23 protein-coding genes are annotated in these 23,805 nt (G+C 66.1%); 5 read left to right on the forward strand and 18 right to left on the reverse strand.

Features of this window, described 5'->3' with window-relative positions; genetic code table 11:
- Positions 1-239 precede the first annotated feature (239 nt).
- From QC821_RS14305 to QC821_RS14345, 9 genes are all read right to left on the reverse strand, one after another.
- Entirely contained in the window at positions 240-668 is a 429-nt protein-coding gene (locus QC821_RS14305; RefSeq protein ID WP_309722795.1) for a universal stress protein, read from the reverse strand.
- Positions 669-686: 18 nt separating this feature from the next.
- On the reverse strand, positions 687-3,281 hold the full coding sequence (locus QC821_RS14310) for a TRAP transporter permease (RefSeq protein ID WP_309722797.1): 2,595 nt from the start codon (positions 3,279-3,281) through the stop codon (positions 687-689).
- A 174-nt stretch (positions 3,282-3,455) separates the two neighbouring features.
- Positions 3,456-4,439 carry a TAXI family TRAP transporter solute-binding subunit gene (locus QC821_RS14315; RefSeq protein WP_309722799.1) on the reverse strand — a complete coding sequence of 328 codons (984 nt, stop codon included), beginning with the start codon at positions 4,437-4,439 and terminating at the stop codon, positions 3,456-3,458.
- 302 nt (positions 4,440-4,741) lie between these two features.
- Complete coding sequence (locus QC821_RS14320) at positions 4,742-6,127, reverse strand: KamA family radical SAM protein (protein WP_309722801.1); 1,386 nt, start codon at positions 6,125-6,127, stop codon at positions 4,742-4,744.
- A 183-nt stretch (positions 6,128-6,310) separates the two neighbouring features.
- A complete protein-coding gene (locus tag QC821_RS14325) occupies positions 6,311-6,709 on the reverse strand; it encodes a hypothetical protein (RefSeq protein WP_309722804.1) in 399 nt (132 codons plus the stop codon).
- A 56-nt stretch (positions 6,710-6,765) separates the two neighbouring features.
- Positions 6,766-8,073, reverse strand: a complete 1,308-nt coding sequence (locus QC821_RS14330; protein ID WP_309722807.1) for a TRAP transporter large permease — start codon at positions 8,071-8,073, stop codon at positions 6,766-6,768.
- Entirely contained in the window at positions 8,063-8,542 is a 480-nt protein-coding gene (locus tag QC821_RS14335) for a TRAP transporter small permease (RefSeq protein ID WP_309722810.1), read from the reverse strand. The genes QC821_RS14330 and QC821_RS14335 overlap by 11 nt, the downstream gene beginning before the upstream one ends.
- A 66-nt stretch (positions 8,543-8,608) precedes the next feature.
- Entirely contained in the window at positions 8,609-9,619 is a 1,011-nt protein-coding gene (locus tag QC821_RS14340) for a DctP family TRAP transporter solute-binding subunit (protein WP_309722815.1), read from the reverse strand.
- A 272-nt stretch (positions 9,620-9,891) separates the two neighbouring features.
- Positions 9,892-10,422, reverse strand: coding sequence for a DUF192 domain-containing protein (locus QC821_RS14345; protein WP_309722818.1), 531 nt, complete (start codon positions 10,420-10,422; stop codon positions 9,892-9,894).
- Between the two features lie 138 nt (positions 10,423-10,560).
- On the opposite strand from QC821_RS14345, the gene QC821_RS14350 reads away from it, so the two are divergent.
- Positions 10,561-11,049, forward strand: a complete 489-nt coding sequence (locus QC821_RS14350) for a putative pterin-binding protein (RefSeq protein WP_309722821.1) — start codon at positions 10,561-10,563, stop codon at positions 11,047-11,049.
- Positions 11,050-11,057: 8 nt separating this feature from the next.
- A complete protein-coding gene (locus QC821_RS14355) occupies positions 11,058-12,635 on the forward strand; it encodes a GGDEF domain-containing protein (RefSeq protein WP_309722824.1) in 1,578 nt (525 codons plus the stop codon).
- Here QC821_RS14355 and QC821_RS14360 read toward each other — a convergent pair.
- The 5 genes from QC821_RS14360 to QC821_RS14380 all read right to left on the reverse strand — a co-directional run bounded on the left by QC821_RS14360 (position 12,632) and on the right by QC821_RS14380 (position 16,383).
- Positions 12,632-13,768, reverse strand: coding sequence for an ABC transporter ATP-binding protein (locus QC821_RS14360; RefSeq protein ID WP_309722827.1), 1,137 nt, complete (start codon positions 13,766-13,768; stop codon positions 12,632-12,634). The two genes, QC821_RS14355 and QC821_RS14360, sit on opposite strands and share 4 nt — an antisense overlap.
- Positions 13,761-14,429 carry a molybdate ABC transporter permease subunit gene (gene modB, locus QC821_RS14365; protein WP_309722830.1) on the reverse strand — a complete coding sequence of 223 codons (669 nt, stop codon included), beginning with the start codon at positions 14,427-14,429 and terminating at the stop codon, positions 13,761-13,763. Before modB ends, QC821_RS14360 begins: the two co-directional genes overlap by 8 nt.
- Entirely contained in the window at positions 14,429-15,229 is an 801-nt protein-coding gene (gene modA, locus QC821_RS14370; RefSeq protein ID WP_309722833.1) for a molybdate ABC transporter substrate-binding protein, read from the reverse strand. The genes modB and modA overlap by 1 nt, the downstream gene beginning before the upstream one ends.
- Before the next feature lie 157 nt (positions 15,230-15,386).
- On the reverse strand, positions 15,387-15,755 hold the full coding sequence (locus QC821_RS14375; RefSeq protein ID WP_076748961.1) for a phasin family protein: 369 nt from the start codon (positions 15,753-15,755) through the stop codon (positions 15,387-15,389).
- Between the two features lie 103 nt (positions 15,756-15,858).
- On the reverse strand, positions 15,859-16,383 hold the full coding sequence (locus QC821_RS14380; protein ID WP_076748962.1) for a gamma carbonic anhydrase family protein: 525 nt from the start codon (positions 16,381-16,383) through the stop codon (positions 15,859-15,861).
- A gap of 165 nt (positions 16,384-16,548) precedes the next feature.
- Between QC821_RS14380 and QC821_RS14385 the strand changes: the two genes are divergently transcribed.
- From QC821_RS14385 to QC821_RS14395, 3 genes are read left to right on the forward strand one after another with little or no spacing between them, the layout of a single operon-like run.
- A complete protein-coding gene (locus QC821_RS14385; RefSeq protein WP_309722838.1) occupies positions 16,549-17,592 on the forward strand; it encodes a LacI family DNA-binding transcriptional regulator in 1,044 nt (347 codons plus the stop codon).
- A 22-nt stretch (positions 17,593-17,614) separates the two neighbouring features.
- A complete protein-coding gene (locus QC821_RS14390; protein WP_309722842.1) occupies positions 17,615-18,598 on the forward strand; it encodes a sugar kinase in 984 nt (327 codons plus the stop codon).
- On the forward strand, positions 18,595-19,263 hold the full coding sequence (locus tag QC821_RS14395; protein ID WP_309722845.1) for an HAD-IA family hydrolase: 669 nt from the start codon (positions 18,595-18,597) through the stop codon (positions 19,261-19,263). The genes QC821_RS14390 and QC821_RS14395 overlap by 4 nt, the downstream gene beginning before the upstream one ends.
- Before the next feature lies 1 nt (position 19,264).
- Here QC821_RS14395 and uxuA read toward each other — a convergent pair whose 3' ends face one another.
- The 4 genes from uxuA to QC821_RS14415 are packed head-to-tail and all read right to left on the reverse strand — an operon-like array spanning position 19,265 to position 23,800.
- Positions 19,265-20,443, reverse strand: coding sequence for a mannonate dehydratase (gene uxuA, locus QC821_RS14400; protein WP_309722846.1), 1,179 nt, complete (start codon positions 20,441-20,443; stop codon positions 19,265-19,267).
- A gap of 15 nt (positions 20,444-20,458) precedes the next feature.
- A complete protein-coding gene (locus QC821_RS14405; RefSeq protein WP_422720119.1) occupies positions 20,459-21,928 on the reverse strand; it encodes a mannitol dehydrogenase family protein in 1,470 nt (489 codons plus the stop codon).
- 19 nt (positions 21,929-21,947) lie between these two features.
- On the reverse strand, positions 21,948-23,228 hold the full coding sequence (locus tag QC821_RS14410; RefSeq protein WP_309722852.1) for a TRAP transporter large permease: 1,281 nt from the start codon (positions 23,226-23,228) through the stop codon (positions 21,948-21,950).
- Positions 23,228-23,800 (reverse strand): TRAP transporter small permease, encoded by a 573-nt coding sequence (locus tag QC821_RS14415; protein ID WP_309722855.1) that lies wholly within the window; start codon positions 23,798-23,800, stop codon positions 23,228-23,230. Before QC821_RS14415 ends, QC821_RS14410 begins: the two co-directional genes overlap by 1 nt.
- Positions 23,801-23,805: the final 5 nt, after the last annotated feature.

Genomic DNA, 23,805 nt, shown 5'->3' on the forward strand with positions numbered 1-23,805 from the left:
AGGCCGGATATAAGCGTGCAGTCTCACCCCGGCCATGGCGAATCGGGCTTGCACAACGGGACGGGTCCATATAAGCGAATTCATTCGCGATTGCAGCGCGCAGCGCTGCCGGGATGCCCCAACGCAGCTGAAGCCGCTCCTACATTAGCCTTGACACCACTCCCAGTGTGGGAGCAAATTCATTCGCGATGCAGCGTGCAGCGCTGCCTAGTGTATGGCCGAGCGCAATAGTTTGTAGGCTAGCGCACGATCATCACCGACATCTTCGAGTGGTGCACCACATGCTCGGCGTTGGGGCCGAGCACGTAGTCGGCGAACTTACGCTTGTTGTGGGAAGCCATGACGATCAGGTCGGCGTCGATCTTCTTGGCCGCCTTGATGATCGCCTCCCACGGCGAGCCGTCGATGACCGCATGCTTGACGCTGACGTCATCCGGCACGTGCTCGTCGACGAACGCCTGCTGGGCCTCGGTCAGCGCCTCGCGCGCCTTCTTGGCAAAGTCCTTGGGGAAGTAGGAGCCCACCAGCGGCATGCGATAGTCGGGCATCACCGTGACGATCTGCAGCGAAGCGCCGAAGGTGCGGCACAGCGTCAGCGCCGTGGGCAAGGCCTTCTTCCACGACGCCTCTTCGTTGAGGTCGATGGGCAACAGTAACTTCTGATACATGGCAGCTCTCCTTGGGCGCTAGGCGGACGCCGTCTGCGCCGGCGTTGGTTCACGACGGCGACGCTGCAGCACCACCACCAACCCAAACAGCAGGAAGCCGGGGATCCACATCCACTCCTTGGCCCAACGATCCACCGGCGCAAGGATCTCGAGGATCTCCTGGTCGAAGTCGAAGCCGATGTCATCGGCCAGGCTACCGAACTCGACGAAATCGACGATCGCCTGGTCGCCGTCGACATAGAGCTCGAGCCCGAGATTCTCGAGACGCTCGGCGCCGCTGTCACCCGCTGGTACCGGCACCAGCAGATAGGTGGTCATGGGATCGCCGAAGGCATCTTCGCCAGCAATCTGCACGCGCATGTTGCTGCCGTCCTCGATATCGTCCAGGGCCTGTTCGAGCTGCGCCGGAGGCACCGACTGATAAGGATCATGGATGATGTCCATCCAGTAGCCGGGGCGGAACAGGGTAAAGGCCACCAATAGCAGCAGCAGGCTCTCGTACCAGCGGTTGCGCACGATCATGAAGCCCTGGGTCCCGGCGGCGAAGATCAACATCGCGATGGTCGAGATGATGAAGATCACGATGCCCTGCAGGAAGCTCACGTCGATCAGCAGCAGGTCGGTATTGAAGATGAACAGGAACGGCAGTGCCGCGGTACGCAGGCTGTAGTAGAACGCCTGGAAACCGGTGCGGATGGGGTCACCGCCGGACACCGCCGCGGCGGCGAACGAGGCCAGCCCCACCGGTGGCGTGACGTCGGCCATGATGCCGAAATAGAACACAAAGAGGTGCACCGCGATCAGTGGCACGATCAAGCCATTCTGCTGGCCCAGCATCACGATCACCGGCGCCAGCAGCGCCGAGACCACGATGTAGTTGGCAGTGGTCGGCAGCCCCATGCCGAGGATCAGGCTGAGCACCGCGGTGAGCAGCAGGATCAGCATCAGGTTGCCCATGGACAGGATCTCGACCACATCGGCCAGCACCAGGCCAACCCCGGTCTGGGAGACCGCACCGACGATGATGCCCGCCGCAGCGGTCGCGATACCGATGCCGATCATGTTGCGAGCACCGGCCACCAGGCCGTCCCAGAGATCCAGGAACCCCTCCTTGATATCCCCCGCCAGGCGACTGCGGCCGCGGAACAGCGCGGTGATGGGGCGCTGGGTGATCATGATGAAGATCATGAACACCGTGGCCCAGAACGCCGACAGCCCCGGAGACAGGCGTTCGACCATCAGGCACCACACCAGCACGATAACCGGCAGGATGAAGTGCAACCCGACCATCACCGTCGGCCGGGTCTGGGGCAGCTTGAGCACCTTTGAGTTGGGGTCATCCATCTCCAGCTCGGGATAGTTCGACCCCACCTTGAGCAGGCCGATATAGATCACCGCCAGCGCCACACCGACCACCCAGGGCGTGGCATCGCCAAGCACCGGCTTGAGCCAGCCGAGGCCGTAGTAGACCGCAAACGACAGCGCCATCAGCAGGATCAGGCCGGTCAGGAAGCCAAGCACCTTGTTGATCAGCGGGCGCGCCGGGTTGCTCGACGGCAGGCCGGTCATGTTGGCCTTGAGCGCCTCGAGATGAACGATGTAGATCAGGGCGATATAGGAGATCAACGCCGGCAGGAAGGCGTGCTTGATCACCTCCACGTAGGGAATGCCGACATACTCGACCATCAGGAAGGCGGCCGCGCCCATTACCGGCGGCATGATCTGGCCATTGACCGACGAGGAGACTTCGACGGCACCGGCCTTCTCGGCCGAGAACCCGACCCGCTTCATCATCGGAATGGTGAAGGTGCCGGTGGTAACGGTGTTGGCGATCGACGAGCCAGAGATCAAACCGGTCATGCCCGAGGCAACTACCGCGGCCTTGGCCGGCCCGCCCTTGTAGTGGCCGAGCATCGAGAATGCGACCTTGATGAAATAGTTGCCGGCGCCAGCCTTGTCGAGCAGCGCGCCGAATAGTACGAACAGGAATACGAAGCTGGTCGACACCCCCAGCGCGATACCGAACACCCCCTGGGTGGTCAGCCACTGGTGATTGATCAGCCCCGCCACGCTGACCCCGCGGTGGGCGAGCAGCCCGGGCATGTAGGGGCCCAGCAGCGAATACAGGATGAACACCGAAGCGACGATCATCAGCGGCGGACCCAGCGCCCGCCTGGCCGCCTCGAGCAGCATGATGATACCTACTACACCGACTACCACGTCCTGGGGCTGGGGGCGTCCGGGGCGCTGCGCCAGCTCGGCGTAGAACAGGAACATATAGGCGCCACAGAAGGCCGCCACCGCGGCGAACACCCAGTCCTGGATCGGGATCCGGTCACGCGGCGAGCGCTTCAGCGCCGGGTAGGCCATGAAGGCCAGAAACAGCGCAAAGGCCAGGTGGATCGAGCGCGCCTCGGTGGCGTTGAACACCCCGGTGCGAAATATGTAGGGCAGTGGCGAAGCAATCCACAGCTGGAACAGCGACCAGGTCGCCGCAATACCGACCAGTAGTTTGCCCGGCATGCCTACCGGCTTGCGCGCACCGGAGTCGCTGGCCGCTACCATCTCGTCCAGATCGACATCGTTTGCCGGCGCTTTCTTGTCAGCACTCATACGCTTGCCCTGCCCTTGGCCGAGTGGCTCGGATGCACCCTATCCACTCGAAGTTGCTTGACGTCATGCTCAGTTCAATCTCGGATCATCATGTCCAAAACCACGATGCGCGGCCTCCCATCAGGGGTGACCGCGCATCGTCAGGTGGAGTCGGTTACTCCTGGCGTGCCAGGATCACTCCTCGATCCAACCCTGCTCCACGTAGTAGCGCTTGGCACCGTCGTGTAGCGGTGCAGTCAGACCATCGGAGATCATGTCCTCTTCGTTGAGGTTCTCGAAGGCCGGGTGCAGGCGCTTGAAGCGATCGAAGTTCTCGAACACCGCCTTGACGGTCTCGTAGACTACGTCGTCGTCGACGTCAGCGGTGGTGACGAAGGTCGCCGCTACGCCGAAGGTCTCGACGTCCTCGTCGTTGCCGCGATACAGGCCGCCGGGGATGGTGGCACGAGTGTAGTAGGGGTACTCGTCGACCAGACCGTCGATCTCGTCGCCGGTCACCGGCACGATGCGCGCATCGATGGTGGTGGTGGCTTCCTGGATCGAGCCGTTGGGATGGCCGACGACGTAGACCATGGCGTCGACGTTGTTGTCGGACAGCGCAGCAGCCTGCTCGGCGGCGTCCAGCTCTGAAGCCAGCGCGAAATCGTCAGTGGTCCAGCCCTTGGCGTTCATCACCACATCCATGGTGTTGCGCTGGCCAGAGCCCGGGTTGCCGATATTGACGCGCTTGCCCTGCAGGTCGTCGAAGGTTTCGATGTCGGAGTTGGCACGCGCCACCACGGTCAGCGGCTCACCGTGCATGGTGAATACCGCGCGCATGTCTTCCCAGGGGCCGTCGTCCTCGAAGTTGGCTTCGCCGTGGTAGGCACGATACTGAACGTCGGACTGCACCACGCCCATGTCCAGCTCACCGCTCTTCATGCCGTTGACGTTGGCCACGGAGCCACCGGTGGACGGCGCGTTGCAGCGAATGTTGTGGTCGTCGCTACCGCGGTTGACCATGCGGCACACCGACTGGCCGACGACGTAGTAGACGCCGGTCTGGCCACCGGTACCGATGGTGATGAACTGCTCGTTGGCCACGGCGGGCGCGGCAAAAGCCGCAGCGCCGAGGAGCGCGCCGGAGAAGGCGGCGGCAGTGAAGGCATGGCGTTTCATTGTACACCTCTTGAAGTTGTAGACGACGCGACCGGCGATCCTGCCGAGCGCTTACTGCCAGGGACAATTACCCTGCGTTACGATAGCCCTAGCATACTTATAGCCTCTTTACGCGGCATTGAGCCAATCGGCACCTCGCGTGAAGCGGCTAAAGGGCCAAGGATACCGTCATTGACAGTTCGCTACTTTAGCGAAATTTCCTAAAAAAAACAGGTATCAGTGAGAGCATCTTCTGCTTCTCGCCCGATACCCGTCAGTCTAGGTGTCATCAGCGTTTAGGGATCGTTAATTTTGGCTTTCTTTCAAGACGCCTTCATGATCAAAGCCTGCTTGTCGTCCTTCATCGCCGCGAACTCGGCCTCATAGAAGAACTCGCGCTCACCCAGCGCAGGCTCAAGATGGTTGAGCCAGGTGGCCTCCTCATCGTACTTGGCGAAGAACGGCCGCTGCACCCAATCGCTGTCGCGGCCCTGGATGAAGCGCAGCACGAAGACCTTCTCGCCTTTGATTTCAGTCACGCCCTGGATCTCCACCTTGCCGGGATCGGCGGACATCGACGGCCCGCGGGCGGTACGCGCCAGGCCCGGCACCTGTTTCATCGCCTCGCGATAGATCTCCCAGGCGCGCACCAGCGGCACCTCGAAGTAGTGGCGGGCGCCGGTGTCGCGCTCGACGAACATGTAGTAGGGGATCATCCCCAGGCGCACCTGGGTGGTCCACATCCGCGCCCACTGGTCGGCATCGTCGTTGATGTGCTTGAGCAGCGGCGCCTGGGTGCGAATCTCAGCGCCGGTGGCACGGATGCGCCGGATCGCCTCGCGGCAGATGGGGGTGTCCATCTCCTTCCAGTGGTTGAAGTGCGCCATGAAGGCGACGTGCTTGCCGGCGGCGGTCAATTCACGGAACAGCTCGAGGATATCCTCGGCGTCGGGGTCGGTGACGAAGCGGTAGGGCCAGAAGGTCAGGCTCTTGGTGCCGATGCGGATGTCCTGGACGTGGTCCAGCTCCGGCGCCATCAGCCCCTCCAGGTACTGGCGCAGGTGCTTGGCCTTCATCACCATGGGGTCGCCGCCGGTCATCAGCAGGTCGGTGACCTCGGTGTGCTCGGCCAGGTAGCGGTGCAGGGAACCGGCCTCGCTGGAGGCGAACTTGAGCTCCTTGTCGCCGACGAATTGCGCCCAGCGGAAGCAGAAGGTGCAGTAGCTGTGGCACACCTGGCCCTGGCTTGGGAAGAACAGCACCGTCTCGCGGTACTTGTGCTGCATGCCGGGCAGTGGCTCGCCGTCGAGCAGCGGAAGGTTGAGGTCCATCTGCCCTGCCGGATGCGGATTGAGCTCACTGCGAACCCGCTCGATCACCGGCTTCATCTCGGCCGCCGGCGCATCGCGACGCACCAGCTCGGCGACCTCGTCGAAGTGCTCGGGAAGCAGCATGCCGCGCTGGGGAAAGGTGAGCTGGAAAACCGGATCCGCGGGCACATTGTCCCAGTCGATCAGCTCCTCGATCACGTATTCGTTGACGCGAAACGGCAGTACCTGGCTGACCACCCGCATGTCGAAACGCAGGTCCTCAGGCAGAGACTGGAGCGCCTCGATCTTGTCGAGTTGGCGATGGGTGTAGACCTTGAACTGGCGTGCCTCGAAGGCGCTAGCGGATCTTTCGAGGTCGGCATTCACTGGCTGATTCATGCCATCTCCTGTTTATTCTGCGCGGCGCGCGCGGGCCAGCTGCGCTCTGCAGGTGACAGGCAGCGGCGCCGTGTGGCGTTCATCGGGGATGGCCATTGGTACAGGCTAGGGTAAAGGGTTGCAAGTTTCTGCGTGCATTTGCAACGAATGTCGCCAATCACACGCTCAAGTGCGACAAATGCTCTATCGACAGGCGCGCCGGTAGCGGGCCTCAAGCTCGCGGCGCTCGCGCAGCTGGCGCGTGCCGACGGTGGTATCGGCGCGCAGGCGCTCCAGTCGCTCGGCCAGCGCCCGGCAGTCGAGCACCAGCGGTTCGTCGGGCGCCGCCGGGGTCTGCGGGCTCGCCGGCACGCCAGGCTGAGCCGCCTGGGGCAGCAGCTCGAGGGGAATCACCACCTCGACCCGGGGTCGCGGACGGGCCTGGGGGGCGTGCTCACCGCGACGCGACTGGCGCTCGTCACGCGCCTCCCTGGCCTGATGCGGCTCACCCGACTGCCAGCCGATGCGCTGGGCCTCGAGCGGCGCCGAGGTCATTATCGCTAGCAGTGCAGCACAGCCTGTCATCACAACACCCTGTTGCATGCCGCCCTCTCCTTATCGTCACCCTACCCCAGGTATAGCTCAGCATCCGCGGCAGGCTATCCCACGTTGTAACCCAGCACGCGAGGCAGCCATAGGGCGATGTCAGGAAACACCGCTACCAGCGCCAGCGCACTGCCCATGGCGGCAACGAAGATCAGCGCCCAGCCCACGGTCTGCTCAAGGCGGATCTTGGCCACCTCGGTGGTGACCATCAGATTGACCGCCACCGGCGGCGTGAACTGGCCAATGGCGATATTCATCGCCAGCAGGATACCGAACCACACCGGGTTCCACTCGAAGTGCTGCATCACCGGAATCAGGATCGGCATCAGGATCAGGTAGATCGAGATGGCATCCAGCAGCATGCCGGCGACCAGCACCGCCAGCATGATCAGGATCAGTAGCATCACGCCGTTGTCCGATAGCGCGATGATCCACTCCGCCATGTCGCGGAAGGTGCCGAGCATGGTGCCGGCCCAGGCGAAGATCCCGGCCAGGGCGATGATCAGCATCACCACCCCGGAGATCACCCCCGCCTCGCCGAACAGCGACCACAGGTCGCGCCACTTGAGCTCGCGGGTAAAGAACAGCCCCACCACGATGCCGTAGGCCACCGCCGCCACCGCCGCCTCGGTGGGCGTGAACAGCCCTGAACGCAGGCCGCCGAGGATCAGCACCGGGGCAAACAGCGCCGGCAGCGCCTGCTTGAAGGTCTCGCCGACCTTGAGCTGCTCGGCGCCCTCCACCGGGGTGCCGCCCTCCCAGCCGTAGCGGCGCGACAGCAGCAGCGCCGGCACCATCATCGCCAGGCCGGCGAGGATCCCCGGGAACAGCCCGGCGGCGAACAGCGCGCGCAGGTCGACGCCGGGGACCACGATGGAGTAGAGAATCAGCGCCACCGAGGGCGGAATCAGGATCGCCGTGGAGGCCGACGCGGCGATCAGCGTGGCCGAGAACGGCTTGGGATAGCCCGCCTTGGTCATGCTCGGCAGCATCACCATGGCCACCGCCGCGGCATCCGCCGGCCCCGAGCCGCTCATGCCGCCCATGATCATGCACACCAGCACCGCCACCACGGCCAGGCCGCCGTGACGCGGCCCGATCAGCGCCTGGGCGAAGCGCACCAGGCGCAGCGCCACGCCAGCGCGCTCGAACAGCAGACCGGTAAGGATAAACAGCGGGATGGCGATCAGCGGGTACTTGGCGACGCTGTTATAGGTATTGGTGCCGAGGGTCGCCAGCATCTCCGGCGATAGCCCGATAACGATGCCCACCGCCCCCGCCAGGCCCAGCGAAAAGGCCACCGGCACGCCGGCGATCAGCAGCCCGGCAAAGGCCAGTAGCATCCACAGGTCAGGGCTCATCGGCGAGTCTCCCGGTTAACCGGTCCCAGGTCTGCTGGGTCTGGCGAATCAGCATCGCCGCGGAGAGCAGCGGCAGCCAGATGATGTACCACCACTGCGGCAGGCCGATCCCCGGTGACAGCGACTGCCACTGGTACTCCTCCCAGGTCAGCTTGGCGCCGAACCAGGTCACCAGCCCCAGCACTGTCACCCCACACAGCCACTGCAGCACGATCAGCGCCTTGCGCGGCCCGTTGGGTAGCGCCCGCTCCAGCAGGCCGATGCGGATATGGCCGTTGCGGCGCAGCGCCACCGAGGCACCGGCAAAGGTCACTACCACCAGCAGGAACACCGAGAACTCTTCGGTGAAGGCCAGCGAGCCGCCGGTGATATAGCGGGTCACCACGTTGCCGAGGCTGATGACGGCAATGATGATTAGCGCCAGCGACGCCAGCCAGCGCTCAGGACGCGCATCAGGAGACACCTTCATGACCACCTCGAAAAAATGACGCCGCCCCTCGAACACCAGGGGCGGCAGGCAAGACCAGGGAACGACTCAGCGTGCGTCGATGGACGCCTCTGCGGCCTCGACGATCGCCTCGCCGATGCGCGGTGCCCACTTCTCGTAGACCGCCTGGGTGGCCTCGACGAAGGCCTGATGCTGCTCATCGCTAAGCTCGGTAACGGTGACGCCACGCGACTCGATGTCGGCGCGCCGCTCCGGCTCCTGCTCACGCGTCATGGCGACTTCCCAAGCCCCGGCCTCGATGGCGGTCTCGCGCAGCATCTCGCGGTCGGCCTCGTCGAGGGAGTCCCACACGCGCTGGTTGGCGGCGAAGATCAGCGGGTCATTCATGTAGTTCCACAGCGTCAGATACTCCTGGCCCACCTGATCGATGCGCGCCACGTCGAATACCGACAGCGGGTTCTCCTGACCATCCACCGCGCCGGTGGTCAGCGCCGGCTGGGCGTCGGTCCAGCTCATCTGGGTCGGGTCGGCGCCCAGCGCGCTGAAGGTATCCTGGAACAGCGGCGAGCCGACCACGCGGATACGCAGCCCGTCGAGGTCCTGCGGCGAGCTGATCGGCCCGCGCGAGTTGGAGAGCTGGCGGAAACCGTTTTCGCCCCAGGCCAGCGGCACCACGCCGCGGGATTCGATGGCATCGAAGATCATCTCGCCGGCCTCGCCGCCGGTGACGGCATCCACCGCCGCTTCGTCGGGGATGAAGAACGGCAGTGAGAACAGGTTGAGCTCCGGCACCTGGGGCGACCAGTTGATGGTCGAGCCGACGGCAAGGTCGATCAGCCCCGAACGCATGGCCGAGAATTCGCGGGTCTGGTCGCCGGAGACCAGCTGCGAGTTGGGATAGACGCGCAGCGTGATGCGGCCCTCGCTGCGCTCCTCGACGAGCTCGGCCCACTTCTCCGCCGCCTGGCCCCAGGGGAAGGCGTCGGACAGCACGGTGGAAACGGACAGCTCGCGGGCTTGGGCCGACAGCGAGGTGGAGAGCAGCGCGGCACCGGCCAGCGCGACGGTGAAATGGGTCAAGCGGCGTGACAGTGTCATGGAATGTCCTTGCAGCAGAGGGCGCCACCTCTCGGGCAGCGAAGTGTTTATTGGTATGGGTGCGCACCTGGCGCGGGCAGCGAGGCTGCCGCCTTCGGGTAGCAAGGCAATATCGGCCGCTTGTGGCGGGAGGTTCGACGCTCTCGCCGACCTCGGGGTGGGAAGGCCGGCAAGCCGGAGTGCGATGACTCACTGGCCATTGTAGAGCGCCAGGCGTTGAAAGAAAGTCACTTACACCAAGGTGTAAGTCGAGCGCCGCCGAGTTTGCCGCGCTACACCGCTTCGTCCAGCTCGGCCATGCACTGCAGGGCCGCGGTGGGGATCGCCACGCAGTCGCCCTCTTCGATGCCGTGCTCGGCGAAATAACCGGCATTGACCTCCAGCGCGGCGATATAGCGAGCCCCGGGGCGCGTCACCGGGCATTCGCTCGGATCCGATGACGTGCAGGGCTGCATGCTGGCGATGGTCGCGATACGCCCCTGCTCGTCGATGAAAGCGATATCCAGCGGGATCCGGGTGCGGTACATCCAGAAGCCGCTGCGCGACGACTGAGGCTCGGCATAGAGGAACAGCATGCCGGCATCGCTGGCCAGTTCGTCGCGATCCATCAGCCCTCGGGCACGCTGGGCAAGGCTTTCGGCCAGCTCGACCTCGAGCTTGTGCGGCCCGTGCTGACTATGGATGGCCAGGGTATCGCGGGCAAAGTCCATGGGCCGGCCAGCCTCGGACTGCGCCAACAGCGCCTTGGGCATCATCAGGGTGGCGCTCATGCCGAGCAGTAGCTGGCGGCGGGTCAGGTTCATCCTTCGTCCTCTGGTGTTTGAGCGGTGCTCATTAGGGTGCTCGCACAAGGTGCTACAGCTTAAGCTAGGTCCTGCCGATATTACTGCCAGAACGATGCGCAGAGGAAATCCATAATGAACCTAAAGGAGAGAACTGGCATGCACCGGGTCATCACTCGCCTCTTGCTGGCTGGCCTGCTCCTGCCCTTTGGCGTCCAGGCAGCGCCACCCCGCGACATGCCGATTCTTACCATTCACCCCGGCCCAGGAGGCGTTTCGCATGTACTCAGTGTGGCCGACCTGGAAGCATACCCAAGCCGCAGCGTGACGGGCCTGATTCCCGATGTCGGCGATCACGAGGCCGAGTGGACCGGCGTCTCTCTGGCCTCGCTGCTGCAGGGGTTGGGCGAGCCCTTGCCTGCTCGAATCACCGCCAGCGCCATGGACAGCTATCGCGAAACCATCCCCATCAGCGACCTCGAGCGCTACGACCCGATCGTCGCCTACCAGCGCAATGGCGAGTACCTCAGCATCAGCCAGCGCGGTCCGCTGGTCATCATGTATCCCTATGGTGAGCACCCCGAACTACTGACCCGCGCTTTTTTCAGCCGCACGGTGTGGCAGCTTGATGAACTGAGATTGGAGTAAGGCCACTCATGCAGCCCAGCCGCCCCCGACACCATAAGCTGGCCATGCTGGCGCTCCTGTCTACGCTAGCGACGATGATCTTGGCCACGGCCTACAGCCTGGTCAACGTCAATGCCAAGTATGCGAAGTACTCTGCGCCGGGGATGCATACCGAAGTGTGGCAGAGCTATCAGCTGCACTCGGAAACGCGCCGATTGAGCGACACCGCCAACCGCGTGCTGGCCGGTGAGGCAACGGCGCCTGAACTGATCCAGCGCCTGGGGGTAGCGATGAGTCAGCTTGCCCCCCTGCAGAATACCCAGGTCTTCGACTACCTACCCGAGGCGCATACTGAACTGCCCAAAACCCTCGAGCACCTCGACTCGCTGCTTGACGCCTGGTCGTCACGCCTCTCGTGGCAGGACACTTCCCTGGCCACCCAGGTCGCCAGCGAGATGGCAGATCAGCTGCCGAGCATGCTGGGCCCCACCCACGACATCATCGTCAGTGCCAATATTGCCGTGGCCAGCCGTCTCGATGGCGAACGCCAGGACCTCAAGCGCACCTTCCAGCGACTGGTATGGGTGCTGCTGCTATTGGGGACAGGCAGCCTGCTGCTGGCGGCCAAGCTATTCAGGGACCACCGCCATACGCTGCACCTGACACGCGAGCTCGGCACCCTCAACCAGTCGCTGGAAGAACGTGTTGCCGAGCGCACCCGGCGGCTCGAGGAGCGCAAGGCACTGCTCGGCATCATCCTCGACTCGAGCCCGAGCGACGTGGCCCTGCTCGGCGCCAACGACCAGCACGCCTACTATATCAGCGACACCCTTCGGCAACGCGCCAGCGCCAATGACAGTGGCTTTCTCGAATCGCTATTCGTCGATTCGCACCAGTACACACTCTTCATGCAGCGGCTGACCTCGAGCCAGGCGTTCGACAACTGGGAGGCACGCCTCGACCCCAGGTCGCCATACTGGGCGCTGCTCTCGGTACGCCACCTCGAGATCGACTCGCGTCGTGCCTGGCTGATCTGGAGCCTGGACATCAGCGAGCGCAAGCGCATGGAGCATGAGCTCAAGCAACTGGCGACCACCGACTCGCTGACCGGTCTCGCCAACCGGCGCACCTTCCTGCGCCAGGCCATCAAGCAGCTGAGACGCTCGCTACGCGAAGCCAAACCCTGTTCGGTACTGGTGATCGACATCGATAATTTCAAACGTATCAACGACCAGCACGGCCACCAGGTGGGCGATACAGTGTTGCAAGCGGTCGCTCGGCGGCTCGACAAGCACCTGCATCCGCGCGGCCCGCTGGGCCGACTCGGTGGCGAGGAGTTTGCAGCGCTGGTCAAGGACGCCGATGGCCGCGCTGCGTGGGAGATCGCCGAGGCGTTGCGCGACGATGTCGAATGCCTGACCCTGCAAGGCGAGGAGGGAGGGGCCATCCCGGTGACCATCAGCATTGGCATCGCCACCCACAGCGGGCAGGACACCAGCCCCCAACACCTGCTGGTAGAAGCCGACAAGGCGCTGTACCTGGCCAAATCAAGGGGCCGTAACCGCTGCGAAACGCTCGATCAGTCGAGTCCGGCGCCCTCGTACTAACCTTCCGCCTGGCCCCTCGTCCCGGCATCGGGCATGACGTGCAGGCCCGCGGCCAACAGCGATACGCCAACTGGCTCACCGCGGGACAGACCATTGCGCCGCGCCGCATGGGTGGCGATCTCGAAGCGCAGGCTATCGCGGGTGTGGGCAAAGCCCAGCGTGACCTGGGCGATACCGCCGAGCACGATCATCTCGCTGACCCAGCCATGCACGGGGTTCTCGCGCTCTCCGCGAGAGGGCCGCTCGCGCCGGTGCAGCACGACATCCGAAGGGGGAACATACCAGTGCACCGGGTCGCCACTCGCGACATTTGCCGGCAGCTCGGCAGTGAGCCGGTAGGGGCCCCACTGCACCCTGCTCTGCCCATCGCTGTCGCGCAGCGCCTGCCCCTCGAAGACGTTGTGCTTGTCGAGCAGGCGCGCCACCTGGGGCGACGCCGGGCGGCGAAACAGTGCCTCGGCGGTGCCGCTCTGCAAGGTCTCGCCGGCGTGCAGCACGCACAGCCGGTCGGCCAGCGCCGCGGCCTCCTCCAGGTCATGGGTGACCAGCATGATGGGGATGTCGATCATCTCGCGCAGCTGGGCGAGCTCGCGCTGCAGGCGCCGCCGGGTGACCTGATCCACCGCCGAGAACGGCTCATCGAGCAGCAGCGCCCGCGGCTCGCGGGCCAGCGCCCGGGCCACCGCCACCCGCTGGCGCTGGCCGCCGGACAGCGCCGCCGGGTAGCGCCCCTCGAGCCCCTCGAGCCGCACCTGGGCCAGCCAGCGTGACGCACGCCCGGCACGCTCGCCCCGCGGCACATGATCCATTGCCGCCATCACGTTGGCCTGGGAGGTGAGGTGGGGAAACAGCGCATAGTCCTGGAATACCAGACCGATACGTCGCCGCTGCGGGCTAAGGCAGACGCCGCCATCGGCATCGAACCAGGTCTCCCCGGCGCAGCGAATGCTCCCGCGCTCAGGCCGATAGAGGCCGGCGATGGCACGCAGCAGGGTGGTCTTGCCGCCGCCGGAGGGGCCCACCAGCGCCAGCAGCTCGCCGGGCGCGCAGTGGAAATCCGCGGCCAGCGGAATCGGCCCGGCCTGCTGCAGCCGCACCTCGAGGCCTTGTGGCGGGGAAGATGGCTCAGACATGCAGCCCCCTGCCGCGGCGGGCCAGGCCGTAGACCACGCCGATGGTCACGAAGGAGACCGCCAGCAGGATCGCCGACATGATCCCCGCGCCGGCCTCGTCGAAGGCCTGCACGCGGTCGTAGATCGAGATCGCCAGGGTCCGCGTCTCGCCGTCGATGGAGCCACCGACCATCAGGATCACCCCGAATTCGCCGAGGGTGTGGGCGAAGGTCAGCGCCAGTGCCGAGATTAACCCTGGCCATACCAGCGGCAGTTCGATACGGGCGAAGGTCTGCCACGGCGAGAGGCCGCAGCACCAGGCCGCTTCGCGGACGTTGCGCGGCACCCCTTCGAAGGCGCGCTGGATGGGCTGCACGGCGAACGGCAGGTTGACCACCAGCGAGGCCAGCAGGATACCGCTGAAGGTGAAGTTCAGGCCGCTGCCGGTCAGCCGCTGCCAGAGTGCGCCAAACGGTGCCTCAACGCCGAACGCCAGCATCAGGTAGAAACCCAGCACGGTGGGCGGCATCACCAGCGGCAGTGCCACCGCCGCCTCGCACAGCGCCTTGCCGCGAAACCGGCGGGTCGCCAGGGTTCGCCCCAGCCATAGTCCAATAGGGATGAGTAGCAGGCAGGTAAAGACCGCCAGCTGCAGCGAGACCGTCAGCGCACGCCAATCCATCAAGGCGTCTCGTCGCCTGACGGCAGGCTGAAGCCGTACTCGGCGAGCATTTCGCGCGCCGCGTCCTGCTGCAGGTAGGCGTAGAAGTCGCGGGCGGTCTCGCCAGCACCCTCGATCAGCACCATGCGCTGGTTGAGCGGCGCGTGCCACGCCTCGGGAATCAGCACATGCTCTGCGCGCGCCGCCAGCGCCGGCGCCAGGGCCAGCGAATAGGCCACCAGGCCGCCGCGGGCGTCGCCGCCCAGCGCGAACTGCGCCGCCTGGGAAACATTCTCGCCGAGCACCTTGAGCGGCTGCATCTCGGCCCACAGGCCGGCATGCTCCAGGGCCTGCTGCGCGGCCACGCCGTAGGGCGCATGCTCGGGGTTGGCCAGGGCGATGCGCGCGCGCGCCTCACCCGCCTGCAGGCTGGCTACCGCAGCCTGCACCGCGGCCAGCGGCGCGTCGTCAGCGGGCAGGTCATCGCGCCCGGCCGGCTGTAGCCATACCAGCCGCCCCACCGCATAGCGCACGCCGGCATCGACGGTATGCCCCTCGGCGTGGAGCGCCTCGACGTAGGCTTCGTCGGCGGAGAGGTAGAGCTCGAAGGGTGCGCCCTGGGCGATCTGGCGGCGGAAGTTGCCGGACGAGCCGAAATTCAGGCGCAGCGCCTGGCCGGTCTCGGCGGTGAAGCGCTCGGCGATGTCCTCGAGGGCGAACTGCAGGTCCGAGGCAGCGGCCACCGTTGGCGCCTCTGCGTGGGCCAGGCCAGGCAGCCAGGCCAGCATCACCATCAAGAGTCCGCGCCGAAGTCCCTGCATGTCACATCTCCATGTTCCTGTTGCGTGCCTGGATTGTCGGCGATCCGCCCCACCAAGGCAAAGAGGCGCCCATCACTTCTGGCGCACCCACAAAAAAGCCGCCACCCTCTCGGGTGGCGGCTGATTCAACACGACGCCGTATGGCGCGAGTCGAGCGTTACTTGGCGGCCTTGCTGGCAGCCTTGGACGCGGTCTGGATGTTCTCTTCAGCCAGCTTCTGGCCTTGCTGAACGAAATCCTGGTTCAGCGCGACGACTTTCTCTGCATCGCCCTTGACGCGCTCGGACAGCTCTTTGGCCACTTTCTGCTGGCCTTCGACGTAAGTACGCAGACCTTCTGCATCCTTGATGTCGAGCATGGCGCGTGCCTGGCTCATGCTGACGTCGCTATAGGCCTTGACCGCTTCGTACTGGGTGTTCAGCAGCTTTTCGGCGTAGTCGAGGCTCAGTGCCGCATAGGCACGGGCCGGGCCGAAGAACATGGATTCGAACTGCTGAGTGGCTTGATCGATAGTTGCGTTGCTCATTGGACACCTCCGTAGGTTTCGGGAGCGAAGGCTTTTCGTCCTTCGTTGCAGTGCAACATAGCAGAGCATTTTGTGCAGTGCAACATCGATGGCGGAGATTTTCTCAGTCGATCCGCTCCAGGGTCTCGCGGTGCACCCGGCCACGCTCGACGTATTTGTCGGCGCCCTTCTGCATGGCAGCGATGGCCTCGTCGCTCAAGGTCTTCACCACCCTGGCCGGCGCACCGAGGATCAGCGAGTTGTCGGGAAACTCCTTGCCTTCGGTGACCACCGCCCCAGCGCCGACCAGGCAGTTCTTGCCGATCTTGGCACCGTTGAGCACCACCGCCTGAATGCCGATCAGCGCGCCGTCGCCAACGCTGCAGCCGTGCAGCATCGCCTGGTGGCCCACAGTGACCCGCTTGCCCACCGTCAGCGGGTAGCCCGGGTCGGTGTGCAGCACCGCCCCCTCCTGCACGTTGCTGCCCTCGCCGATCTCGATCAGCTCGTTGTCGCCGCGCAGCACCGCCTGGTACCACACGCTGCTGCCCTTGTGCAGCGCCACCCGGCCCATCACATCCGCGGTTTCGGCCACGTAGCTGTCGGCGTGCACCTCGGGGGTCATGCCATCGTAGCGATAGATCGCCATTTCATCTCTCCTCTTGGGACTCGGCCTATGACGTCCCATTGATACCCCATCAATGCCGGCCTCTACCATAGCGCCTTGGTGGTGTGTGGCGCCGGGCGGTTTGCCGAGGCGACCAGGAAGGGCTAGGATGGGAACGTTACCATTCTACCTTGGACAGCATCACGCATGGCCGATCGCGCCCCCACCCTGCATGACGTCGCCAGCGCCGCCGGCGCCTCCAAGACCAGCGTGTCGCGCTACTTTGGCGACGAGCGCGAGAGGCTGTCGGCGGCGCTGCAGGAGCGCATTGCCACGGCAGCCGAACAGCTGGGGTTTTCACCCAACCGCATGGCTCGCGGCCTCAAGGGCGGTCATTCGCGGCTGATCGGCATGCTGGTGGCCGATATCCGCAATCCTTTCTCGGTCGCCGTCATGCACGGCGTCGAGCAGGCGTGTCGCCAGCACGGCTACTCGCTGATGCTGTGCAATACCGATAACGACCCCGCCCAGGAGCGCGCGCACCTCGAGATGCTCAACGCCTACCGGGTCGAGGGCCTGGTGATCAACCCGACCGGCAGCCGCCAGCCGGCACTCGACGCCCAGAACATCCCCACGGTACTGCTCGACCGCCGCCTCGACCACGCACGTGCCGATGTCGTGGGGCTCGATAACCGCCTGGCCATCGAGATGGCCCTCGACCACCTGGCCGCACAGGGCTACCGCGAGGTGTTCTATCTCAGCGAGCCAGCAGCCCGGGTCAGCTCCCGCGAACAGCGCCTGGCGAGCTTCCGCCACGGCCTGGCACCGCGAGGGCTGCACGGTGAGGTCCACTGCCAGGCGCCGGACTGCGCCGACGAGTCACTGAAGGCCGCGCTCAGCGCGTTCATCCAGCGCCCGGCCGCGGCGCCAAAAGCCGTGCTATGTGCCAACGGCAACATGACCCTGGCCGCCACCCGTGCCTTCCACGCCCTGGCGATTCGCCCTGGCGCCACTGGCTTGATGGGGATCGATGAGCTCGACTGGTGTGGGCTGGTCGAGCCCGGCATTACCACCCTTGCCCAGCCCACCGCGGCCATCGGCCACAGCGCGGTCGCGTGCTTGCTAAAGCGCCTCGCCGACCCCGCCCGCGCCATCGACGACATCCAGCACTCCCCGACGCTGATGGCGAGAGGCTCGACCGCGGCCAGCACGCCATTCCAGTCACCACCAGCGCCCTCCCCTGGCCGCTGACTCACGCGGAGACGACGTACCCATGACGAGCCACAGCACTCCCGAGATCCTCACCTTCGGTGAGGCCATGACCATGTTCGTCGCCGAGACACCGGGGCCGCTGGCCGAGGTCGAGCGCTTCCGGCGCAGGATCGCCGGCGCCGATACCAATGTCGCCATTGGCCTGGCCAGGCTCGGCTTCGGCGTCGCCTGGCTGAGCCGCGTCGGTAACGACGGCTTCGGCGAGTTCATCCGCCGTACCCTGGAGCAGGAAGGGCTGGATTGCCGCCATCTGGTCAGCGACGCCGCCAACCCCACCGGCCTGCTGTTCAAGGAGCGCGCGGAGGATGGCCAGGATCCACGGGTCAGCTACTTCCGCCGCGGCAGTGCGGCAAGTCAGCTGTCTTGCGACGACGCCAATGACCTCGACCTCAGCGCCCTCAGGCACCTCCACGCCACCGGCATTCCTCCCGCCCTCTCGTCCAGCGCCCGGGAGCTCTCCCACCACCTGCTGACCCAGGCCCGCGCGGCCGGTGCGAGCATCTCCTTCGATCCCAACCTGCGCCCCAGCTTGTGGCACAGCGAAGAGGAGATGCGTGACACCCTCAATCGCCTCGCCGCCCAGGCCGACTGGGTGCTGCCCGGCCTCGCCGAGGGGCGGCGGCTGACCGGACAGGAATCTCCCGAGGGCATCGCCGACTTCTACCTCGAGCGCGGTGCCAAGGCGGTTGTCATAAAACTGGGCCCCCAGGGCGGCTACTATCGCGGCACGCTCGGCGGCCGCGAACAGAGCCTCAGCGTGCCCGGCTTCGCGGTGGCCGAGGTGGTCGATACCGTGGGCGCTGGCGACGCCTTTGCCGTCGGCGTGATCAGCGCCCTGCTCGACGGGCTCGATCCGCGCCAGGCCGTGCTGCGCGGCAACCTGCTCGGCGCCGAGGCGGTCAAGGTTATCGGCGACATGGAAGGGCTGCCCGATCGCCAGCAACTCGAGGCCCTTATCGCCACGCATCCGGAGACATTTGCATGACTACCCCGCTCTGCCTGCTGTTCGATTCCGACGGCACCCTGGTCGACAGCGAGATATTGCTCGCCGAGGTCATGGCCGAGGTGCTGCCGCGCTTCGGGCTGCCCTTCACGCCGCGCCAGTATATGCAGACGTTTCGCGGCGTCCGCTTCCTGACCATCGTGCTCGCCCTCGAACAGCGCCACGGCGCCCTCGACGCCGCGCGCCGCGAGCGTCTGGAGCAGGATATGCGCGCCCTGATGGAGCGGCGCATGCGCGCCGAGCTGATGCCCATCGCCGGCATGGCCGACGCCCTGGCGGCACTGGACGCCCACCCCAAGGCGGTGGTCTCCAACGGCCCCGAGGCCAAGATTCGCTGCGCGATGGAGAGCGTGGGTTTCAGCCATCATTTCGAGGAGCGGCTGTTCAGCGCCTACACCCTCGAGGTGTGGAAACCGGACCCGGGTCTTTTTCTGCAGGCCGCCGCCAGCATGGGCTACCCGCCGTCGCGCTGCGTGGTGATCGACGACGCCGCGGTAGGCGTGGCTGCCGGCCTCGAGGCCGGCATGCAGGTGATTCACCTCAACCGCTTCCCCGACGCCGAGACCACTCCCGCCGGCGCCATCGCCATCCACCACGCCAGCGAGCTGCCCGCGGCGGTGGCCGAGCTGAGTCCGCTGCGCGCCTGAGTCAGCGCGTCAGTTGGCGCACCGCCAGCTCCACGCCGCGCAGCTCGGCCAGGCCGCGCAGCCGACCGTAGAGGGGGTAACCCGGGGCCGTGGCGCGCTGCTGGTCGTCGAGGAGCTGGTGGCCATGGTCGGGGCGCAGCGGCAGGCGCGCCCCACCCTCGCGTTCACGACGCCGCTCCTCCGCCACCAGCGCCTGGATCACCGCCACCATGTCGACATCGCCGTCGAGGTGCGGCGCCTCGTGGAAGGAGCGCGGATCCGGCGTCTCGCGCCGGGTCGAGCGCAGGTGGACGAAGTGGATCTGCGGGCCGAAGCGACGCGCCATGTCGGCCAGGTCGTTGTCGCCGCGCACGCCGTAGGAGCCGCTGCACAGCGTCAGGCCGTTGGCCGGGCTGGGCACGGCATCGAGGACCCACTGGGCGTCCTCGGCGGTGGAGACCACCCGCGGCAAGCCCAGCATCGGCCGCGGTGGATCATCGGGATGGATCGCCATGCGGATGCCCACCTCCTCGGCCACGGGTATCACCGCGCGCAGGAAATACCCCAGGTGCTCGCGCAGGCGGCCGGCGTCGATCCCGGCGTAGGCCGTCAACACCTCACGAAACTGGGCCAAGGTGTAGCCCTCCTCGGCGCCGGGCAGGCCGGCGATCAGGGTATCGACCAGGGTGTCGCGGTCGGCCTGGCCTAGGGTGTCGAGATAGTTCCGAGCCTCGCGCTGCTCCTCTTCGCTGTAGTCGCTCTCGGCCCAGGGGCGCGCCAGCAGGTACAGATCGAAGGCGGCGAAGGCGACCTGGTCGAAGCGCAGCGCCAGAGCCCCATCGGGCAGGCGATAGCGCAAGTCGGTGCGGGTCCAGTCCAGCACCGGCATGAAGTTGTAGCAGACGGTGTCGATGCCGCAGGCCGCCAGGTTGCGCAGAGTCTGGCAGTAGTTGGCAATCAGCTCGTCGCGCGCCGCCAGCCCCTGCTTGATCGCCTCGTGCACCGGCACGCTCTCGACCACCGACCAGGTCAGCCCGGCGGCCTCGATCAGCGCCTTGCGCTCGGCGATCGCCTGATGCGGCCACACCTCGCCATTGGCGATCTCGTGCAGCGCGGTGACGATGCCGGTGGCACCGGTCTGGCGGATCTCGTCGAGGCGGATGGGGTCCGTGGGGCCGAACCAGCGCCAGGTATGCTGCATAGGGTCTCCTTGCTGTCAGGCGTGTGTCACGCGGGCCAACGCCGCGGCGAGGCCATCATCGGTCAGGCGGCGATAAGCGTCGAGCACGTCGGCGGCGAACGCCGCGTCGGCGGCCAGGGCCGGCGGCACGACGTCGTCCATGGCCATGAAGGCATCAATCAGTGCCGCAGGATCGCCGCCATGGCGGGCATGGCAGTCGGCAAAGCGCGCCGCCAGCGGGTCGCTGACCTCGACGCGATTGCCCCGCAGGTCGTGGCCGGCGGCATAGCGGATCCAGGCCGCCAGGCCCAGCGCCGTCGCGGGTAGCGCCGCCCCTGCCTGGCGCTGCGCCACGGCGCCCTGCAGCCAGCGCTGGGGCAGCTTCTGGCTGCCGTCCATGGCGATCTGCTGCAGGCGATGCTGCAGGCTGTCGTTGCCGAAACGCGCCAACAGCGAGGCGGCATAGCCGCTCAGGTCAGTGCCCGCCGGCAGGCTCAGGGTCGGCGCCGCCTCGCGATGCATGTAGTGGTGCAGCAGGGCGCGCAGGTCGTCGCGGGCCACCGCCTCGGCGACCGTTGCGATGCCATCCAGCGCGCCAAGATAGGCGAGCAGCGAGTGGCTGCCGTTGAGCAGGCGCAGCTTCATGGTCTCGAACGGCGCGACGTCATCGACCATCTCTACCCCGTCGGCCTCCCAGTAGGGCCGGCCCTGGGGAAAGCTGTCCTCCACCACCCACTGGCTGAAGGCCTCGCAGGCCACCGCCTGGGCATCGGCCACGCCCAGTTCGGCAAGCCGGGCGGCATCGCGCTCGGTCATCGCCGGCACGATGCGGTCGACCATGCTGCAGGGGAAGGCCACCTCGCGCTCGATCCACGTCGCCAGCTCGGGGTCGCGCCGCGCGGCGAGCTGGACCACGGCGTTGCGGGTGCGCCGGCCGTTGTCCGGCATGTTGTCGCAGCACAGCACCGTAAAGGGCGCGACGCCCTGGGCACGCCGCCGCGCCAGCGCCTCCACCAGCATGCCTGGCGCCGTGCGGGGTCTCGAGGGCTCAGCGATATCGGCGGCGATCATCGGATCGTCGCTGAGCAGCTCGCCGCTGGCCGGGTTGAGAAAGTAGCCCTTCTCGGTGACGGTCAGGGTGACGATGCGCGTCTCGGACGCGGCCATGCGTTCAAGCAGGGCATCCAGGTCGCGCCCCCACTGCCCCCCGGCGTCGCGGCCGGAGAACAGCGTCTCCTCGATGGTGCCGATCTCGCGTAGGGCGACGTTCTCACTGTCGGTGTACTCGGCGACATGGTAGCGATGGCCGGCCGCGGCCAGGCCGTCCACCAGGGCCACATTGCCGCGCAGGTTGGCGCTGCAGATACCCCAGGCATCATCGCCGCTGCGCTGGCGGTAGCGTTCCAGATAGACCGCCTGGTGGGCGCGATGAAAGGCCCCCAGGCCGAGATGCACGATGCCGATGGCAGCGCGACGCGACGCGGCGGGATAGCGGGTGATGGACATCATCCCTCCTTATGGTGGGTCATTCGCCCATGATCAGGGTCGGCAGCCACAGCGACACCGCCGGCACATAGGAGACCAGCAGCAGTACGCCGATATTGCAGAGCAGAAACGGCACGATGGCTCGCGCCACGGTGAGCATCGGCAGCTTGCCGATGCCCGCCACCACGAACAGACACACCCCCACCGGCGGCGTGGTCAGGCCGATCATCAGGTTGAGCACCGCGATGACCGCGAAGTGCACCGGGTCGACGCCGACCCCGGTGGCCACCCCGAGCAGCGCCGGGAACAGGATGATCAGCGCAGCGATGGTCTCCATGAAGGCGCCGACGAACAGCAGGATGAGGTTGAGAATCAGGATCACGATGATCGGGTTCTCGCTGATCGACAGGATCAGCGCAGCGATCATCTGCGGCACCTGCTCGCTGGTCAGGATCCAGCCGAACAGGTTGGCCAGCCCCACCAGCAGCAGCAGCGCCGAGGAGGTCAGCACCGTGTCGCTGAGAATCCCCGGCAGCTTGCGCCACGAGAGCCCCTTGTAGACGTACATGCCGACCACCAGCGCATACAGGCTGGCGACGATGGAGGCCTCGGTGGGCGTAAAGAAGCCGCCGATGATGCCGTAGAGGATGATCACCGTCATCAGCAGCGCCCAGAAGGCGGTGCGTCCCTCGCGCAGCAGCTCCATGAAGGTGGCCCGCTCGCCCCTGGGATAGCCACGCCGCACGGCGAGGATATAGACCGTGATCATCATCGCCAGGCCCAGCAGCAGCCCGGGGATGGCACCAGCCAGGAACATCCGCCCCACCGAGACGCCGGACAGCGACCCGGCAATGATCATCGGCACGCTGGGGGGAATGATCGGCCCCACCGTGGAGGAGGCGGCAGTGACCGCGGCGGCAAACGGCTTGTCGTAGCCGGAGCGGGCCATGCCGGGAATCATCACCGAACCGATGCTCGCCGAGTCGGCCACCGCGGTACCCGAGATGCCACCGAAGATCATCGAACCGCCGACGTTGGCCAGGCCCAGGCCGCCGCGGATGTGCCCTAGCAGGGCATTGGCGAAACGCACAATATGCTCGGTGATGTTACCCACGTTCATCAGGTTGCCGGCCAGCACGAAGCCGGGAATGCACAGCAGCACGAAGGTATCGATGCCGGCGTACATGCGCTGCGGCACGATGGTCAGCGAGATGCCTTCCAGCAACAGATAGGCCAGCGAGGCGAGTCCCAGGGCGAAGGCGATCGGTAGACCGATCACCAGCAGCACCAGGAAGACCCCGAACAGGACGAGCACTTCCATCAGCGACGCTCCTTGGGACGCAGCATGGCGATGAGACCCTCGATGCAGCCGAGCACGCTATAGCCCAGCAGCAGGGTGAACATCACCACGGTGGAGAAGAAGATATAGAGCATGGGGACCCTGAGGGTCGGCGAGGTCTGCCAGGCGCCGTTCTGGGCGTACAGCCAGGCATAGGGCAGCACGGTCCAGGCGAAGCCGCCGATCAGCAGGCACACCAGGACCTGATAGCCGGCCCGGGCACGCGGCCCGAGGCAGTGATGAAACAGTTCGACGTTGACGTTGCGGTTACGGCGCAGCACCACCCCCGCCGAGAGCGCCACCATGTAGACGAACAGATAGCGCGACAGCTCCTCGGTCCAGGCCATCGGGAACGGCAGGAACAGCCGGCCGGATATCTGCAGCAGCACGGTGATGGCGATGGCCACCAGGGCCGTCACCGCCAGCCCTAGAAACAGCGTGTCGATCCAGCCGATTACACGCCCCAGCGGGCCTCCCAGGGTGGGCACCGAGGCTAGCGTATCGAGGCGCTCGATCGCTTCTTTTTCGAGCGCCTGGGGATCAGATGTCGTCATGCTTG

The sequence above is a fragment of the Franzmannia qiaohouensis genome (genome assembly GCF_031451695.1).
In the GTDB taxonomy this organism is placed as follows: domain Bacteria; phylum Pseudomonadota; class Gammaproteobacteria; order Pseudomonadales; family Halomonadaceae; genus Franzmannia; species Franzmannia qiaohouensis.